Annotated in this window: 14 protein-coding genes; 5 read left to right on the top strand and 9 right to left on the bottom strand. The window is 73.7% G+C overall.

The features are described 5' to 3' along the window. Positions 1-140: 140 nt before the first annotated feature. Positions 141-350, top strand: a complete 210-nt coding sequence (locus tag ACFVSN_RS17855) for a hypothetical protein (protein WP_380437759.1) — start codon at positions 141-143, stop codon at positions 348-350. After that, positions 337-1728, top strand: a complete 1392-nt coding sequence (locus tag ACFVSN_RS17850; RefSeq protein ID WP_387955918.1) for an amidase — start codon at positions 337-339, stop codon at positions 1726-1728. The genes ACFVSN_RS17855 and ACFVSN_RS17850 overlap by 14 nt, the downstream gene beginning before the upstream one ends. 210 nt (positions 1729-1938) lie before the next feature. On the opposite strand, the gene ACFVSN_RS17845 is transcribed toward ACFVSN_RS17850, so the two are convergent. Then, complete coding sequence (locus tag ACFVSN_RS17845) at positions 1939-2577, bottom strand: hypothetical protein (protein WP_387955916.1); 639 nt, start codon at positions 2575-2577, stop codon at positions 1939-1941. After that, on the bottom strand, positions 2577-7157 hold the full coding sequence (locus ACFVSN_RS17840; RefSeq protein ID WP_387955914.1) for a polymorphic toxin-type HINT domain-containing protein: 4581 nt from the start codon (positions 7155-7157) through the stop codon (positions 2577-2579). The genes ACFVSN_RS17845 and ACFVSN_RS17840 overlap by 1 nt, the downstream gene beginning before the upstream one ends. 567 nt (positions 7158-7724) lie before the next feature. Between ACFVSN_RS17840 and ACFVSN_RS17835 the strand changes: the two genes are divergently transcribed. The 3 genes from ACFVSN_RS17835 (at position 7725) to ACFVSN_RS17825 (ending at position 9731) form a co-directional block, all read left to right on the top strand. After that, positions 7725-8483: a hypothetical protein gene (locus ACFVSN_RS17835; protein WP_387955912.1), complete on the top strand. Its 759-nt coding sequence runs from the start codon at positions 7725-7727 to the stop codon at positions 8481-8483. Positions 8484-8590: 107 nt separating this feature from the next. Further along, entirely contained in the window at positions 8591-9100 is a 510-nt protein-coding gene (locus ACFVSN_RS17830; RefSeq protein ID WP_387955910.1) for a hypothetical protein, read from the top strand. Then, positions 9093-9731, top strand: coding sequence for a phosphatase PAP2 family protein (locus ACFVSN_RS17825; protein ID WP_387955908.1), 639 nt, complete (start codon positions 9093-9095; stop codon positions 9729-9731). The genes ACFVSN_RS17830 and ACFVSN_RS17825 overlap by 8 nt, the downstream gene beginning before the upstream one ends. Positions 9732-9738: 7 nt before the next feature. Here ACFVSN_RS17825 and ACFVSN_RS17820 read toward each other — a convergent pair whose 3' ends face one another. Genes ACFVSN_RS17820 through ACFVSN_RS17790 form a run of 7 tightly spaced genes read right to left on the bottom strand, consistent with a single transcriptional unit; the run spans position 9739 to position 17414 of the window. Further along, positions 9739-11082 carry a glutamate-1-semialdehyde 2,1-aminomutase gene (locus tag ACFVSN_RS17820; protein ID WP_387955907.1) on the bottom strand — a complete coding sequence of 448 codons (1344 nt, stop codon included), beginning with the start codon at positions 11080-11082 and terminating at the stop codon, positions 9739-9741. A 7-nt stretch (positions 11083-11089) separates the two neighbouring features. Then, a complete protein-coding gene (locus ACFVSN_RS17815; protein ID WP_387955905.1) occupies positions 11090-11641 on the bottom strand; it encodes a dTDP-4-dehydrorhamnose 3,5-epimerase family protein in 552 nt (183 codons plus the stop codon). Then, positions 11638-12846, bottom strand: coding sequence for a polysaccharide pyruvyl transferase family protein (locus ACFVSN_RS17810; protein ID WP_387955903.1), 1209 nt, complete (start codon positions 12844-12846; stop codon positions 11638-11640). The genes ACFVSN_RS17815 and ACFVSN_RS17810 overlap by 4 nt, the downstream gene beginning before the upstream one ends. Then, positions 12843-13790, bottom strand: a complete 948-nt coding sequence (locus ACFVSN_RS17805; RefSeq protein WP_387955901.1) for a glycosyltransferase family 2 protein — start codon at positions 13788-13790, stop codon at positions 12843-12845. The genes ACFVSN_RS17810 and ACFVSN_RS17805 overlap by 4 nt, the downstream gene beginning before the upstream one ends. After that, positions 13787-15112: a hypothetical protein gene (locus tag ACFVSN_RS17800; RefSeq protein ID WP_387955899.1), complete on the bottom strand. Its 1326-nt coding sequence runs from the start codon at positions 15110-15112 to the stop codon at positions 13787-13789. Before ACFVSN_RS17800 ends, ACFVSN_RS17805 begins: the two co-directional genes overlap by 4 nt. A gap of 5 nt (positions 15113-15117) precedes the next feature. Next, positions 15118-16401, bottom strand: coding sequence for a DUF4910 domain-containing protein (locus ACFVSN_RS17795; protein ID WP_387955897.1), 1284 nt, complete (start codon positions 16399-16401; stop codon positions 15118-15120). After that, complete coding sequence (locus ACFVSN_RS17790) at positions 16389-17414, bottom strand: NAD-dependent epimerase/dehydratase family protein (protein ID WP_380500278.1); 1026 nt, start codon at positions 17412-17414, stop codon at positions 16389-16391. Before ACFVSN_RS17790 ends, ACFVSN_RS17795 begins: the two co-directional genes overlap by 13 nt. Positions 17415-17418 lie beyond the last annotated feature (4 nt).

Below are 17418 nucleotides of genomic sequence, written 5' to 3'. Positions count from 1 at the left end.
ACTCGGGGCGTCGGACTCCGCCCGACAAACGCAACGCGTTTGCTTTAAGGCGGCGGGAGGGTCTACAGTCACTAACGCAAAACATTAGCTTTTGATGTGGGAGCGCTTCGCCGCCCCACCGGCCAGGAGGAGCGTCCGCCATGCCCGCAGCCGAACTCACACCACCGGAGGCGGCCCGCTGGGCCGACCGTGCCGGGCTGCCGCTGCCCGCCGACCGTCACGCCGCGGTCGCGGCCACCGCGAACCACATCCACTCCGTCGTCGCGACCCTCCGGGAGCTGGACTTCGGGGACACCCCGCCGGCAGGCGCCTACCGCGCGGAAGGAGGGCGGCCCGATGCAGCCGTATGAGCTCTCCCTCACCGCCGCCGCGGACGCCGTCCGGTCCCGCCGGCTGTCCCCCGTCGAGCTGGTGGACTCGGTCCTCGACCGCATCGAGCAGGTGGAGCCCGACCTCGGCGCCTACGTCACGGTCGCCGCGGAGCAGGCTCGCCGGGTGGCGCGCGAGGCCGAACGCGAAGCGGCGCAAGGCCGCTACCGGGGGCCGTTGCACGGCGTCCCCATGGGGCTCAAGGACCTGATCGACGTCGCGGGCATGGCCACCACGGCCAGCTCCCGGGTCCGCGCCGACCATCGCGCGCCGGCCGACAGCACGGTCGCCGCCCGGTTGACGGCGGCCGGCGCGGTGCTGGTCGGCAAGACCCACACGCACGAGTTCGCGTTCGGCCTGACCACCCCGCAGACCCGCAACGCCCGGGACCACGACCGGGTCGCCGGCGGCTCCAGCGGCGGGTCCGCGGTCGCCGTGGCGTCGGGCGCGGCGACCTTCGCCCTGGGGACCGACACCGGCGGGTCGATCCGGGTGCCCGCCGCGCTCAACGGGGTCGTCGGCCTCAAGCCGACCTACGGTCTCGTCCCCCGTCACGGCGTCACGTCCCTGTCCTGGTCGCTAGACCACGTCGGCCCGATCACCCGCACCGTCGAGGACGCGGCCCTGGTCCTGACCGCCCTCGCCGGGCACGACCGGCGCGACCCCGCCTCGCTGTCCCTGCCCGCCGAGGACTACCGGCCCGGCACGGGCACGGACCTGACGGGCCTGCGCGTCGGCGTGCCGCGCACCTACTACTTCGACCACGTCGACCCGCAGGTGGAGACCGCCGTCCGGCACGCCGTCGAGCACCTGGAGGACCTCGGCGCACGGCTCGTCGAGGTCGACATCCCGATGACCCGCTACATCCAGGCCACCCAGTGGGGCCTGATGGTGCCGGAGGCCGCCGCCTACCACGAGCGCACCCTGCGCACCGCACCGGAGTTGTACGGGGCGGACGTCCGCATCCTGTTGGAGGCCGGCGAGTTGATGAGCGCCGGGGACTACCTGCGGGCCCAGCGCGCCCGGACCATGATGCGGGAGGAATGGGCCGGCCTGCTGGAGACGGTCGACGTGATCGCCGCCCCGACGGTCCCGACGACCGCGGTGCGAGCCGGCCAGGAGACGGTCACTTGGTCCGACGGCACGGTCGAGAGCGTCTCCGACGCCTACGTGCGCCTCTCCGCCCCCGCCAACATCACCGGGGTGCCCGCCCTGACCGTCCCGGCCGGCCAGGACGCCGAGGGCCTGCCGATCGGCCTGCAACTGCTCGGCCGGCCCCTCGGGGAGCGCACGCTCCTGCGCGTCGGTCACGCCTACGAGCAGACCCAGCCCACCCGGGAGCTCACCACGGTGTCCTGAGGGCGGCGTCCGGACCGGGCGGAGCTCCGCTCGACACCGAGGCACCCCTTAAACGCAATCACTGAGCCTTAAGGGATGCCCACGCGCCGCCGACCGACAGCGCGCTCGGGCCTCGGGCACTTGGGCCCAGGGAGATCAGGGCAGAGGCAGCGCGACGGCGCGCAGCCGGTGCGTCGTGCACCGGCTGCGCGCCGTCGTCGTCGTGTGGCGTCAGGACATCAGGTGTGCATGGCCCTCCACCAGGAGCTCGCCGTACTCGAATTGCCGCCCGAGGGCCACGTACCGGTCGTACTGCTCCCGCGCGACCACGGGCCCGACCTTGGCGAGCGCGCGCAGCAGGAGGCGGAACGCCAGGTCGGGGCAGACCCGCGCCGCGACCTCGTCGAGGGCGGGCACGATGCCGGGGACGTACCCTCCGGGCGCGTGCATCGCCCCCTCGGTGATCCCGGCGGAGACCAGCAGGATCTCGTCCAGGACGGCTCCCGCCACGTGTCCGTAGGGACTGGGCGGCACGCGCTCGTCGCTGCCGCCGCCCTCGGCGGCGAGCCGCTCCCGGCCGAGCCGGACGATCAATCGGAGCCAGTCACGGCCGTCGTGACCCTCCCGGCGGAGGTCGTGGAAGGGATGGGTGACCGTCGACCAGAGCGCCTCGATCTGCCACGCGGGCAGGTCGGCGGCCTCCAGCCGCAGGGCGTCCACGAGGACCGACTCGGCGACCCAGGAAGGGTTGCGGGCGAGGTAGTCCGCCAGGACCTCGACGTCCTCGCCCTCGCTGCGCCAGTGTGCGTGGAACGCCTCGGCCAGGAGGGAGAAGCCGAAGTCGGCCGCGCCGCCGTACCGTTCCGCCATCAGACGCCCCTGCGCGGGAGCGGGAAGATGGAGGTCACGTACCAGCCCTTGGGGTGCTTGGTCGGGCCTTCGGTGTAGTCGATCTTGACCCGGACCTCGACCTTCGTGCTGGAGGGGGTGGTCACGCCGTTGCCTCCCCGCTGGTAGACCTCGCCGAGGGAGGTCAGCTTGTCGCCGTTGGCATCGAGGACGGACACGTCCGCGGTGAACTTGAACTCGCTCTTGCCGAGTCGCTTGGCCTGCCCGTACTGCTTCGCCCCGTCCGTCAGCCACGCCTGCTTGAGCGCTTCTTCCGCGGTGGCGAGGTCCTTGAACACGCCGGTGTATCCGTCGGTCTCGGCCTTGAGCTGCGCGCGGATCGCGTCGGTGCCGCTGACCGTCCCGAGGTTGTTCGTGTAGGGGCCCCCGGCGACATGGTCCTTGATGGTGTGCAGCCCCGGGTCCTTCGCCTCGTCGTTGAGCAGGTAGAGGCAGTTGTGGACGAGCAGGTCGGGCTCCTGGCCGCCACCGGTGCGCACGAAGAAGGTGTGCGGTCCGTCGACCGTCAGGTCGTAGACGGCTTCCGGTGCCTGCCCGGTCCGGTCGGTGATGCCGGTGACGGTCTGCGGGGCGTTGTCCGAGGCCCGCAGGCGGTCTCCCGGGCGCAGGGCCGAGGCGAGGGTCCAGCCGGCCTGCTCGGTGTAGAAGCGGTGACCGGCCGTGGTGGAGAGCGTGCTGCCGTCCGCGAGGGCGATGTCCACCAGGCGCCGCGTGGTGTGGGCGTAGGTGGCGGTCACCGGCTGCGGGTGCAGTCCCCCGACCGCCGGGTCGGCCGTGAGCACCCGGTCACCGGTCCGGATCTCGCTGATGGCCCGGTACGAGCCGTCGGCCAGCAGGACGCGGGTGCCCGCGGGGAAGCTGTTGACCTCGCACGTCTCGTAGACGTACTGCACCGACTTGTACTCGTCGTTCAGCTGGCGGACGAGGGCCGGGTCGATGTCGGGGGTCTTGCTCAGCGCCTCAAGGGCCTCCTTGGTGCCGACGCCGTTCTTGAAGGTGTTGCGGAAGGCGGACACGGCGTCGGCGGCGCGGAGCAGCTTGCTGGTGATCGCGTCGCTGTAGCCGTTGAGCGTCGCCTGGAGGGCGAGCTTGGCGTCCTCGATCCCGACGCCGGTTTCGAGGGCGAAGCGGAACGCGACGATGCCCTTCGCGCCCTTGGCGAGGGTGCCGAAGGGGATGAAGTTGGACGCGGCCCAGGCACAGTGCGAGTTGAATCCCGGGTCCTTGAAGCACGCGATGAAGTCGCCCGCGAAGAGGGTGAAGGCGTTGACGGTCGGTGATCCGCAGACGCCCCGCTGGCAGGTGACGTTGATCTTGTCGAAGTCCTTCTGCGTCATGGCGACGGTGGTGGTGATCTCCGACTTGTTCAGCTGGTCGCTGCCGACGAGGAGGGTGTCCCAGACGCTGTACTTCCCCATGCAGGCGGCGATCGACAGGCCCGCTTCGGGGCAGGTCTTCAGGATGTAGTCGATGGTGCCGGTGACCCTGATGGTGTACGTGACGTCGCAGACCCTGACTCCGGCGGCGTTCGTGTAGAAGTTCTCATCGGTCCACAGGTCCGCGAGGGTTCCCGTCTGTCCCTTGCCGCAGCGTGCTTCGTTGCTCTTGACGACCTCCTTCTGGAGGTCCCCGCGGGGCACGGACTCGATGTAGGAGACGCGGCCGTTGTCGTCGACGACGGCCGTGTCGCTCTGCAGCTTTCCGCCGGCCGCGTCGGCCTGCTGCTTCGACATGATCAGCTGCGCCGCCTCCCTGGCGGCCGCGTACGCGTCGTCCCTGCTCTTGGCAGCGGCGGCGGCCGAGGCCTTCGCCTGGTCGGACGCGGTCTTGGCGTCGGCCGCGAACTGGCTCGCCTGGGCCGCGTAACCGGTGGCCTCGGCGGCCGAGGCGACGGCGCGGTCGGCCGCGACGCCGGCGGAGGCGGCGGACGCCTGGGCCTGCTGGGCGTACTGGGCGGCCTGCGCCGCGGAGGCCTGGGCGGCCTGCGCGGCCTGGGCGGCCTGGTTGGCGAAGCCCTGGGCGGACTGGGCGGACTGGCTGGCCTGGTTGGCGTAGCCCGCCGCCTCGTTGGCGGCGCCGCGGGCGGTGGCGGAGGCCTGGGCGGCCTGCGCCGCGTACTGGCGGGCCTGGGCGACCGAGCCGTCGATGGTGGCGAGGTAGGACGCGACGGTGGCCACGTGGGCCGCGGTCATCGCGTCGCGCTGCTGGGCCTTGGGCAGGCCGGTCTGCAGGAACGGCACCAGACGGTCGGCGGGGCCGGACAGGACGGCCTGGGCGGCCGCCTTGACCTCCTGGCCTCCGCCGGCCAGGGCCTGGGTCACCAGGACGCGGTTGTCGTCGTCGCGGGCCTTGAACTGACCGGTGGCCAGGAAGGCCCGGACGTCGTCGATCGTGCCGTCCAGGGCCTTGCCGGCCGCGGCCTTCACGCCCGGTCCGCCGGCGGCCATGATCTGCGAGAGGGCGACGCGGTCGTCGTCGTCCTTGCCCGGGTACTGCCCGGTGGCCAGGAACGCCCGGACCTGGTCCGGCGTACCCACCGAGGCGGTCTCCGCGGCGAGGCGCTTCTCCAGCTTGCCGGGCGTCTTGGCGATCGCCAAGACGCTGGTGCGGTCGTCGCGGTCCCGGGCCACCGTCAGGTCGGTGGCCAGGAAGGCCTGGACGGCGTAGTCGTCGCCCTCCAGGGCGCTCTGGGCGGCGGCCTTCGTCCACGGGCCGGCCGAGTCCAGCAGCCGCAGCGCGGCCTGACGGCCCTTGAGCAGGGCGGTCTTGGCGTCGGTGCCCGGTGCCTGGGCGTCCTTGATCAGCTGGTCGGTGCCGGCGGCGAACTGCGTCGCCTTGCCGGACTCCCAGGCCGCCGTCTTGGCCTTCTGGTCGGCCTCGCGGGAGGCCTCGTCGGCGGCGGCCATCTCGGCGGCCTGCTGAGCGTCGAGGCGCTCCTTGTCGGTGGCGCGGGCGATGTTGGTGACCTTGTGGGCCTGCGCGGCCGAGTTCGCGGCCGAGTTGGCGGCGGCGTCGGCCGCGGTGGCGGCCGCCTGCGCGACGTTGGCGGCGGTGGCCGCCTCACCGGCGTGCCTGGCCGCCTCCTCCGCCGCCGCGGCCGCGGCTTCGGCGTGGGCGGCGGCCTCGTTGGCGGCGCGCTGGGCGTCCCCGGCCGCGGCGGCGGCCTCGTTGGCGATGGCGACGGTGGCGTTGGCGGCACGCTTGGCCTCGGCGGCGGCGCTCTGGGCGCGGGCCGCCGCGAGGCGGGCCCGGGCGGCGTCGTCGGCGGACACCCCGGAGTACTCGGCGGCCTCGGCGGCGGCCTGAGCGGCCGCGGAGGCGTTCTCGCCGGCCGACGCCGCGGCCTGCGCCGCGACTCCCGCCTGCGCCGCGGCCCGGCCGGCCCACGCACTGGCCTCGCCCGCGGTGCGGGCGTCACCGGCGGCGTTGCGGGCGGTGACGGCGGCCGCGCGGGCCGCGTCCGCCTGCCCGGCATCGCTCGCCGCGTTGGCGGCGGCGGCCAGCGCCCTGGTGGCGGCGTTGCCGGCCTTCGTCGCGGCCGACGCGGCGTCGGCGGCGGCGCTGGCGGCCTGCCGGGAGGCCTCGTTGGCGGCCTTCGCCGCCTTCGAGGCGGTCTGGGCGGCAGCGGCGGCGCGGCTCGCGGCGTCCGCCGCACGGCCTGCGGCGTTGGACGCCTGCCCGGCCGCACCCTGCGCGGCCTTGGTCTCGGCGGCGGCCTTCTCGGAGGCCTCCTTGGCCAGCCTGGTGGCGTCCAGGGCCTTGCCCGCCGCGTCCACGGCCGTCCGGGCCTGCTGCCCGGCCTGGGCGGAGGCGTTCTTCGTCAGGTCGGCCAGCTGGGAGACGGTCAGGGTCTCCTGGTCGTGGGCGGCCGCGGTCTGGTAGCCGTACTGCAGGAACTGCTGGACGTCGTCCATCGAACCGTTGAGCGCGGTGTTGGCGGCCTTCTTCACCTCCGGCCCGCCCGAGGCCATCAACTGCGACAGGTGGACGCGGTCGTCGTCGTCCCTCGCCTTGAACTGGCCCTCGTTGAGGAACTGGTTGACGTCGGTCAGCGTGCCGTCCATGGCCTTGGCGGCCGCGGCCTTCACACCCGGCCCGCCGGCCGCCATGATCTGCGACAGCCGGACCCGCTGGTCGTCCTCGAAGGCCTTCTTGGCGCCCTGGTCGAGGAACTTCTTCAGGTCGGCGGCCGAGCCCTTCAGCGCGGCCTGCCCGGCCTCGCGCACGCCGGGGCCGGAGGCCGCGACGAGTGCCTCGATCTGTGCCTTCTGGTCCTGGTCGGCCGCGACCGCCTGGCCCTTGGTCACGAACGCCGTCAGGTCGTCGCCACCACCGGTCAGTGCGATCTCGGCCGCGTGCCGTACGGCCGGTCCGCCGGCCTGCCAGGCCGCGACGGCCTTCACCCGGTCCGGGTTGGCGGCGGTGGCCGGCGGTGTGTCGGCCGCCACGGCCGGAATCGTCAGCAGCCCGGTCAGCAGGCTGCCGGCCACGAACCCGGCCGCGAGCCGTGATCGGGCCCGTGATGTCGGTGACATCCTCATGGGAGCTTCGTCATCTCTCTTCGTGTTTCGGGCACCGGAGTGCCGCCTGGCCGGCCGCGGTCACGCATCGACGGGCCGGAAGTTCTGCGGGGGGAGGAGGATTCGTTCGACGCGGCGCGACGTGGCCGCGCGAAGGAGGAAGTTCACCGAACACCGGCCCGGCGCTGCCGCCGAGGGCCCGGCCGGGGCCCCGCCACGGGGCCGGGCCGGTCTGCGGACGGTACGCACAGGGACTCCCGGAAGAAGACGCACCCGGGCGACGAACCAGCGCCCCCGAGCCGGTAAAGTGAAGATCAAGTGGACGCTATCGACAGGAAATCCGGTACGTCAAAGCATGTCCACGGCCCGGCGAAATCCTGATCCACCGTCACGTCCGGTACGGGAAACGCGGCCGAACCGCCCGAAATCCGTCATTCCGAAGGCGGACATTAAGGATGTTCGAGAACCTGGGATCCCGTCCCCCGACCATCACGGTTCGGTGACGTTTCCTCTGCCCGGTGCCACTGCGGCACCGGCGCCGGGCGCCCGACTTCCCAGCGTCGGCGGTGATCACTAAGGTCTGGCGCTGTGACTAAGCGTGAATCCGGTGACGACCTGTGGGACGAGTTCGTCCGGGAGTTCGAGAAGAACAACGCGGTGCGGGAGCCGAGTGCCGCCGAACGGGCGCGGCAGGCCCGGCAGACGAAGCCGCGGCGCTCGCGGCGGCTCGTCCTTCCCGTGGCCGCCGCCCTCCTGGTGGCCGCCGGCGCGACGGCGTACGTGCTCCGGCCGTCGGACCGGGCACCGGCCGCCGCGCCGGCCGCGTCCGCCCCCTCGGCGCACGCGGCGACGGCGTCGGCCGGTGCTCCGGCTTCGGCGATCCCGCTGTCCGTCTTCCCGGCGCAGGTGCAGGGGTACACGTTGGTGGCGAAGGTGGCGAACCCGAGCTGCACCGGCGCCGACACCGTGGCGCCGACCCTCGCCGGGCTGATCACGCAGGGGCACGGCTGTGTCGGCGTCGACCTGGCGCTGTACAAGGACGCCGACGGCAACCAGTACGACCTGGCGCTGTTCACCATGAAGGACCCGATGGAGTGCGTGCACCTCATCAACGTGCTGGCCTCCGACCCCGCGTCGTACCAGGTCGCCGTCCAGGTCCCGCCCAAGGACTCCGGCCTGCGCCAACTGCCGGCCGACAGCGGCCTCGTGCAGAACTTCGCGTCCTACGGGAACGGGATGCTCGTCGGCATGGCCCAGTGGTCCGACGGCCGGACCGCGGACTTCGGCGCGCTGTCCGACCGGCTCTCGCCGCTGACCGGGGCGGTCATCAAGAACGTCCCCGTCTGACGGAAGGCCCGGCCGGGGCGGCTCGGCGGCCGGCGCCGGGCCAGGCGCCGGAGGCCGCTTCGGACGGAGTCGCCCGGCGTCGGCCACGGGCTCGCTAGGCTGGCCGCATGGCCTCACTGGGAAGTCACGCCAACGTCTGGGAGACATGCCTCCAGCTCCTGCGCCGTCAGGGGTACCACCTGACGGTGAAGCTCGCCGACGAGGAGGACGAGGACGGGCTGGACGCCTGGCTCGCCGAGAAGGACGGGTTCACCTTCTGGGCGGACAATCCGATCGAACTGCTGGGGCTGGCCGCCGTGTACGAGGACGTGCGGCCCGAGGAGGACCGGCCCTACTGGTGGTCCGCGAAGACCGTGCGCGAGCGCCCGGACGTGCGCGAGCAGCTCGTCGACGAAGCGCTCGCGGTCCGGGACGCGCGCGTGGCGGAGCTCGCCGCACGACGGGAGCGGGATCCGGAGGGCTGGGAGGAGGAGATCCGCGCGGCCTTCTGCTTCGACGGCGACGAGCGGCATGCGGCGAACCACCTGGCTCTCCCCCGCGCCGAGTTGAGGCAGCTCCTGGACGATCCGCGCCTCGCCGACCTCCGGGACGAGGAGAACCGCGGGACCGATGGCTGAACCGCGCCTCCTGCCGGAGCACCCACGTCATGCCGTCGTGCTCGGGCTGGTGGCGGTCCTCGCGGCGCTGGTGGTCGCCGCGCTCGGCGTCCGCTACGCCGGCGCGAGCGAGCCCGGAGGGGTGGACGCGCGCATAGCGGGGGCGTTGTACGGGGTGGAGCCGCCGTGGCGGTCCATCGCCCTGGCCATGGATTCGCTGGGCGAGCCGGTCGGAGCCGCGGCCCTGGTCGTGCCGATCGTGGCGGGCTGCCTGCTGCTCCGGCGTCCGCACGCGGCTGCGTTCGTCGTTGTCGGCGTCGGTTCGGCCGTGGGAACGGCGACGCTGCTCAAGCACCTGGCGGGGCGCACCATCCACGGCGACAACCTGTCCTACCCGAGCGGGCACACCGCCTTCGCCACGTCGCTCGCCCTCGCGGTGGCGATGGTGGCGACCCGCAGGGCGGCCGGCACCCTGCTCGTGTTCGCCGCGGCGCTGGTCGCGGGCGCCGTCATGGGGTGGGCGCAGGTCGCGCTGGGCGCGCACTACCCGACCGACGTCCTCGGCGGCTGGTGCACCGCGCTGGCGGTGGTGCCGGCGACGGCGTGGCTGGTCGACCTGGCAGCCGACCAGCTCCGCCGGAGCCGTCCGTGACGCCGCGTCACACCAAGCGGCGGAAGACGGGTTTCACCGGCCGCCCGCCCAGCCACGGGGTGGGGTCGCCGGCATCGAGTGCCTTGCGGTAGACGGCACAGGCCCCGGCCACCACGGCCACGGTGCGGTCGATGTCGGCGTCGTCGAGCGCGCTGCTCACCACGAACGAGGGGGCCAGGACGCCCCCCGCGAGGAGTTGGCGCAGGAACAGGGTGCGGTACTGCTGCGAGGGCTCCCGGTTCTCGTCGAGGGTGGCGAAGACCAGGTTGCTGGCCCGGCCCCGGACGACGACGTGGTCGCCGACGCCCATGCCCACGGCGGCCTCGCGGACGCCGGCGGCCAGCCGCTCGCCGAGGGCGTGCAGCCGGGCGGTGACGCCCTCCTCGACGTAGGTGGTCTGGACGGCCATCGCGGCGGCGAGCGAGTGCGTCTCCGCGCCGTGCGTGGTGGACAGCAGGAACACCCGGTCGCCGGTGTGGCGCAGCCCGCCCCACTCCATCAGGTCCCGCCGCCCGGCGAGCGCGGAGACGGCGAAGCCGTTGCCCAGTGCCTTGCCGAAGGTGGAGAGGTCGGGCACGACGCCGTAAAGGCCCTGGGCGCCCGCCTCGGACCAGCGGAAGCCGGTGATCATCTCGTCGAAGACCAGCACGCAGCCGTGCCGGTCGGCCAGTTCGCGCAGGCCGGCGAGGTACCCGGGCGGCGGCTCGGCGTGTCCGGCGGGTTCGAGGACCAGGCAGGCGACCTCGCCCCGGTACCGGGTGAGCAGTTCCTCCGTCGCGGCCAGGTCGCCGTAGGGGTACGCCACGGTGAGGTCGGTGATCGCCGCCGGGATCCCGGCGGACATCGGCGTGGTGCCGATGAACCAGTCGTCGACGGAGAAGAACGGGTGGTCGCCGCAGATGGCCACTCGCGGGCGCCCGGTGACGGCGCGGGCGAGCCGCACCGCCGCGGTGGTGACGTCGGAGCCGTTCTTCGCGAACTTGACCATCTCGGCGGTCGGCACGGTCTCCAGGAAGCGTTCCGCGGCCCGGGCCTCCACGACGGACGGGCGGACGAAGTTGCTGCCGCGGTCCAGTTCCCGCCGGACCGCCTCCAGTACGCGCGGGTGGGCGTGGCCGAGGCTGACCGAGCGCAGGCCGGAGCCGTACTCGACGTAGCGGTTGCCGTCGACGTCCCACACGTGGGCGCCGCGGCCGTGGCTGATGACCGGGGCGAGGTGCTCGGGGTACTGGTCGTCGCCCTTGGCGTAGGTGTGCGCGCCCCCGGGGATCAGGGCGTGCAGCTTCTCGTTCGCCGCCCGCGACCGGGGCAGGGCGAACTCTTCGGCAGGTTCGGTGACTTCGGTGTCCACGCGGTCCTCAGCTCTCGTTCCGGCGCAGGACCTCGGCGAGGCTCGGCGCCTCCCGGTCCCGCTTGGACATCGACGTGGGCGGCAGCGGCCAGGGGATGGCGAGCTGCGGGTCGTCGAAGGCGATCGTCACGTCCTCGGCCGGATCGTGCGGGCGGTCGATCAGGTACGAGACGTCGGTGGTCTGCGTCAGCGCTTGGAAGCCGTGCGCGCACCCCGCCGGGATGTAGACGCTCGTCTGCGTCTCGCCGGACAGCTCGAAGTGGGCCTGGTTCCGGTAGGTCGGCGAGTCCGGCCGCAGGTCCACGACGACGTCGAAGACCCGCCCGTACGAGCAGCGCACCAGCTTGGCCTCGCCGGCGCCGGAGCGCAGGTGCAGCCCGCGCAGGACGCCGCCGACCGAGCGGGAGACGCTGTGCTGGACGAAGGCGTCCGGGTCGAGGCCCACCGAGCGGATCACGTCGGCGTCGAAGGTGCGGCAGAAGAAGCCGCGTTCGTCGGCGTACGGCGTCGGCTCGAACAGGTACGCGCCGGCGATCGCCGGGACTTGGGTCGCCTTCACGGCGCCTCCCTCACAACGTGGTCGGTCCTCGGGAAGAGGACCCTGGTCAGCTCGCGGAACTGGTCGTCGAGGCGCCGGGCCACGGCCAGGTTCCGCTCGGCGAGGGTCTGCCGCAGCTCTGCCGAGCGCTTCTCCAGCTCCCGGAACTGCTCGGTCAGCCGGTCGGCGTCGACCTCGCGCGCCGGGTGGCGGTACGTGCCCAGCCCCATCTGCTCCATGAGCGCGTCGCTCTTGGCCGCGTAGCTCAGGGCGAGCGTCGGCGTGCCGGCCTTCAGGGCGCAGACGAGGTTGTGGTACCTGGTCGCCACCACGGCGTCGGCGGCCGCCGCCTCCTCCATCAGGTCGGCCAGCGACGCCGTCCGGGCGGCGGTGACCAGCGGCGAGTCGACGGCTTCGAGGATCGCGGCGACCACCGTCGCGTCGACGTCGTCGCCGGTGAGCAGCCGGACCGGCCTGCCCTCCTCGACCAGGGTGCGGACGAAGCGGGTCGTCCCGTCGAGGTAGCGCCGGTGGATCTCGTCGGCCCTGGCCCGGTCGTCGTTGCCGCCGTGGAAGTCCATGACGCCGACGCAGACCACGCCGGGAGCACCGGACGAGGGGGCGGCCGGCGTCGGCAGGGCGAAGGCGAGGTCCGGGTGGACCGCGTCCCGCGCGGTGTCCACGCCCATCGCCCGCATCGCGTCGCGGGACAGCTCGTCCCGGTACGACCGGTACGCGGAGAGGCGCGCCGACCAGCGCACCAGCGCCCGGGTGGGCCGGTCGGCGATGGGCGCGGCGCCGACGCCGACCAGCGCCACCCGGGTGCCGAAGAGCCGGCCGGACGCGCAGAGCAGGAACAGCGCGTACGGGAAGCCCCACGGCCGCAGCGGCAGCGTGGCCTCCAGGACGCCCATGCCCGGCACGATCACCACGTCGTGCCGGCGCACCCACGCGGCGGTGCGGACGGCGTCGACGAGTTTGCCGAGGCCCTTCGCCGCGACCGCACCCGCCCGGGAGGCGGTCCGGTACTCCCCGCGGTACCAGTGCAGCCGCGTCGCCGGGATCCGGTAGCGGGCCGTGACGGCCTCGGGCCCGCCGCACAGCGCGTCGACGACGGCCTCCGGGTGCTCGGTGCGCAGGTGGCCGAGCACGGCTTCGAGCGACCCGTCGTTGCCGAGGTTGCCGGAGCCGAGCAGGCCGAAGACCCCGACCCGCACGGGGGTCATGCCCGCCGCCCCTCGCGTCCGGCCACGAGGGCGTCGACGGAGACCGTGAGCAGCCCCGGGTCGGCCGGGGCCCGGTCCTCGACCCGCTCGCCGGCGCCGGGCCGGACCCGGCTGGTCATCCAGGCGGCCAGGTGGCCGTAGCAGGCGCGCCGGTCGGCGGCCGACAGCGGCGCCCGCCGGACGGCCGAGGCGAAGCCCCAGACGTACTCGGCGAGCAGCCGGGGCGTCGGGTGCAGCGGCCCGGCGCGGCGCGGGTCCAGGTTGACGCACCGGGAGCGCTTGGAGGGGTTCGCCCGTTCGGCGCGGGTGGGGTGGTCGCGGCGGAAGTACAGCAGCTCCGGCACCTGGTGGAAGCGCCCGTGCAGGGTGATCTCGGCGACGAACGTGCGGTCCGCGTGGTGGTAGCTGTCGTGCGGCTTCACCCGGCGCAGCACGTCGGCCCGCATCACCCCGTAGAAGTCGTCGCCGCCGGGCTCGAACAGCAGGCTGCGGAAGCGCTCGGGCGCGTGCGGCGAGTCGGTGGCGAGCCCGTACTCGTAGGGCACCTTCACCTGGCCGTCGCCGTCGATGACGGCCTGGCCGGAGTGGGCGAGGATGACGTCCGGGCGTTCGTCCAGCGCCTCCACGCAGCGCAGCAGGAGGTCCCGGGCGTACAGGTCGTCGTGTGAGGCCCACTTGAAGAGTTCGCCGCGGCACTCGGTGAAGACGTGGTTGTGGTTCGGCGCGGCGCCGATGTTCCGGGGCAGGCGCAGGTAGCGGATCCGGGGGTCCTCCGCGGCGTACGTGCGGCAGATGTCCTGGGTGCCGTCGGTCGACGCGTTGTCGGAGATGACGAGCTCGAAGTCCTCGTAGGTCTGTCCGAGGAGGGCGTCGAGCGACTCGGCGAGGTACTCCTCGCCGTTGTAGACGGGCAGGCCGATGCTCAGCCGGGGAACGGCGGTCAAGGGGTCCTCACTTCGGGGATCGGGGTGCGGTGGTGCTCGCGCAGGGCGGCGCGCAGTTGGAGCCACCAGACGGCGGCGCCGCAGGCGGTCGCGCCGGCGACGCCCCAGGCGGAGCCGACCGTGCCGGCCGCGGCGGCGCCACCGAGCCCGCCGCCGAGGTAGCAGGCGGAGGCGAACAGCTGGCAGCGCAGGCTGCGCCGGGCCGCGGCGAGGGCGCGCAGCCCGGCGGCCGCGCCGCTGCCGAGGCCGGCGCCCGCGACGCCGAGGGTGGCCGGCAGGATGAGCCGGGAGGCGGAGTGCCAGACGTCGCCGAGGACGAACTGTCCGGCCCGGTCGGGCATCAGCAGCAGGGCCGAGCCCCACAGCAGCGCGGCGCCGGCCTGCCCTCCGCCCAGCAGGAAGCAGAACCGGCCGAGCCGCTCGGGCGTCCGCCGCAGGACCCGGGCCGCCTCCGCCACGGTGACCAGGGAGAGCCCCATCAGCAGGGCGAGGAACGGTCCCTGGAGGAGTTCGGCGCCCCGGACGGCACCGACCGCGCCGACCCCGACGATCGCGCCGAGCCCGTACGCCCGCAGCTGGCCGGCGCCGCTGAGGCTGACGTTCTCGACCAGGTAGCGGCTGCCGAGGTCGCGCTGCTCGCGCAGCCAGCCGCGGGCTTCGGTCACCCGGGGCCGGACGCCGGACTGGAGGAAGCCGTATCCGGCGGCGGCCGCCGCGGCGGCGCCCCAGGCCAGCAGGAAGGCGGGCACGGTGCCCACCCGGGCCGCCACGACCATGGCCGGGACGAGTGCGACGCCCTGCACCAGGTCGTTGGCGAAGGCCTTCCGCCCGGTGCCGGCCGCGAAGAACGCGAACCGCCGGGCATCCTGGAGCAGGAGCGCCGGCAGGGCGGCGCCGAGGCTCGCGAACGCGGGCCCCACGTCGCCGCCGAGGCCGAGCCCGACCAGCAGGCAGACGGCGCCGAGGGTGGCGCCGACGGCGAGCGCGGCACCGGACGATCGGGCCGCACCGGCGCGCCAGGTCGCCTCCGGCACGCCGCTGAACCGCACCATCAGCGGGTCGGTGGCCAGCCCGCGGGAGACGTTGAGCACCACGCCGTAGGTCAGCCAGGCCAGGCTGAACACGCCGAACGCGTGCACCCCCAGCTCCCGGGCGACGTAGATGCCCACCGCGAAGTTGATCATGCTGGTGACCGCCTGGTCGGCCAGCCCCCAGGACACCCGGCCGAGCACGCCCCGCCTGGCGGGCCGGGCCTGCTCGGTCCGCCCCGGTTCCCCGGCCGGGCCGGCCGGGGTCGTCGTCTTCACCCCCTCGGTGGTCATCCGCGTCACGCCTTGATCAGACCGGCGCCGCACAGGGCGTCGGCCGCGGCGGCGACCGCGTCGAAGGGCAGCCCGGAGCGCTCGGCGACGTCCAGCAGGCCGTGCTCGCCGTCGGAGAGGCTGAGCACCCACAGCATCGCCATCTGGGCCTGCTTGGCGTCGCTGCGCCCGCCGAGCGATTCATACAGCCCGCGCCGCCCCAACTGCGGTTCGCCGTACGGGCTGAGGTTGACGTAGCGCCGGTTGCGGTCGAGCACGGCGAAGGCCTCGCGGCAGACGGCGAGCGTGTCCGCCAGCGCCTCCGGGGAGACGAAGTCCGGGTTGTCCGCCGAGGTGTGGTACTCGGGGTAGCCGGCGTACGGGGTCCGGCTCAGCGAGCCGACGCCGAGGTCAAACCCGGGCGAGCAGTACTGCCGCTCGTCGTAGCCGTACGGGGTGAACTCGACGACGTCGTGCGGCCGTTCGGAGGTGCGCAGCACGTGCCGCAGCACCCGGTCGATCTCCGCGTCGCCGCGCCGGCTCTGCTTGTACGTCAGCCGTCCCCGGTCGCCCGCGCAGGCCAGCACCAGCCCGTGCTTGACCCGCTCGATCCGCTCCGCGTTGCGGGCCAGCCAGGTGATCGCCCCGATCGTGCCGGGCGCGTAGATGAAGCGGTAGGTGTAGTACGGGCTCCGCTCCGCCAACTCCCGTGCCAGATAGGTCGCCACCGCGACGCCCGCCATGTTGTCGTTGGCCAGCGCGGGGTGGCAGACGTGGCAGGAGACGATCACCTCGTCGGCGACCTGCCCGGGGACGACGTGCTCGGCGTAGGTGAGGTGGCCGTCCGCGAGGGTGGAGTCGATGCGCACCTCGTAGTCGCCGTCCGGCAGCCCGTCCAGGGTCTCCTGGGACAGGCAGAACCCCCATTCCGGCGTGTAGTAGCTGGTGCGGTACGGCACCCAGGCCGGGTGGTCCGGCAGGGTGTGCAGGTGTCCGCGCAGTTCGGACAGCGGCATGGTCGCCGCCACCGGCACGCTGTAGCCGAGCACGTGCAGGCTGGACGCGGCGAAGTCGACGACCCGGTTGCCCGCGGCGTCGGCGACGTAGGCGTCCCGGATGTTCCACTCCTGCGGCACCGTCCAGTCGAGCACCTGCGTCCCGGTCGGGACCTCGTGCACCTGGAGCGGAACGTACTCGCCGACGATGTCCAGGGTGGCGCGCACGCCGTCGCCGGTGATGCTCCGGCAGAGCGGGTACAGCCGCTCCACCAGTGCGTGCATCTCCTCGCCGAGCCCGGTCACCGGCGCCACCGCAGGGTCTCGTCGACGGCTCCGGCGGAGGACGCCTCGCGCAGCACGGCCAGCCGGGTGAAGCGGCGCTCGAAGTCCTCCCGGGTCAGACCGAACGTGCGGTAGGCGTCGGCGAGTTCGAGCGCGCCCTGCTTCACCGTCCACTCGCAGTCGAAGCCGGGCAGCGCGGCGCGGAACCGCGAGAAGTCCACCCGGTACGACCGCGGGTCGGCGCCGTTCTCGCCGGTGATCACCACCTGCGCGCCGGTCACCGCCTCGGCGACCTGCTCCGCGATCTCGGCGACGGTGACGTTGTTGACCTCGCTGCCGATGTTGAACGCCCGGTCGTGCACGGCTTCGCGCGGCGCGGTCAGCGCGGCCGCGAAGGCGCGGGCGATGTCGGCGGCGTGGACCAGCGGGCGCCAGGGCGTGCCGTCGGAGAGCACCAGCACCTCGCCGGACAGGAGCGCGTGGCCCACCAGGTTGTTCAGCACGATGTCGGCGCGCAGCCGGGGCGAGTAGCCGAAGGCTGTGGCGTTGCGCATGTACACCGGGCTGAAGTCGCCGTCGGCCAGGGCGTGCAGGTCGTCCTCCACCCGCACCTTGGACTCCGCGTACGGCGTCACCGGGCGCAGCGGGGCGTCCTCGGACACCAGCTCGTCGCCGCCGGCGGCGCCGTAGACGGAACAGGTGGAGGCGTACAGGAAGCGGCGCACTCCGGCGTCGCGGGCCAGTTCGGCCAGCCGGACGGAGGCGTGGTGGTTGATGTCGTAGGTGAGGTCCGGCGCGAGCGAGCCCAGCGGGTCGTTGGACAGCGCGGCCAGGTGGATCACGGCGTCCACGCCGGCGACGTGGTCGGCGGTGACGTCGCGCAGGTCGACCCGCGTTCCCGGCGGGTCGGCGGGCTTCGGGCCGAGGACGCAGTCGGCGAACAGGCCGGCGTCGAGGCCGACGACCTCGTGCCCGGCGGCGGCGAGGACCGGGGCCATCACGGTGCCCAGGTAGCCCTGGTGTCCGGTCAGCAGTACGCGCATGGGT

The sequence above is a fragment of the Kitasatospora sp. NPDC057904 genome (assembly GCF_042887925.1).
In the GTDB taxonomy this organism is placed as follows: domain Bacteria; phylum Actinomycetota; class Actinomycetes; order Streptomycetales; family Streptomycetaceae; genus Kitasatospora.
This window is presented reverse-complemented; position numbering and strand designations above follow the sequence as displayed.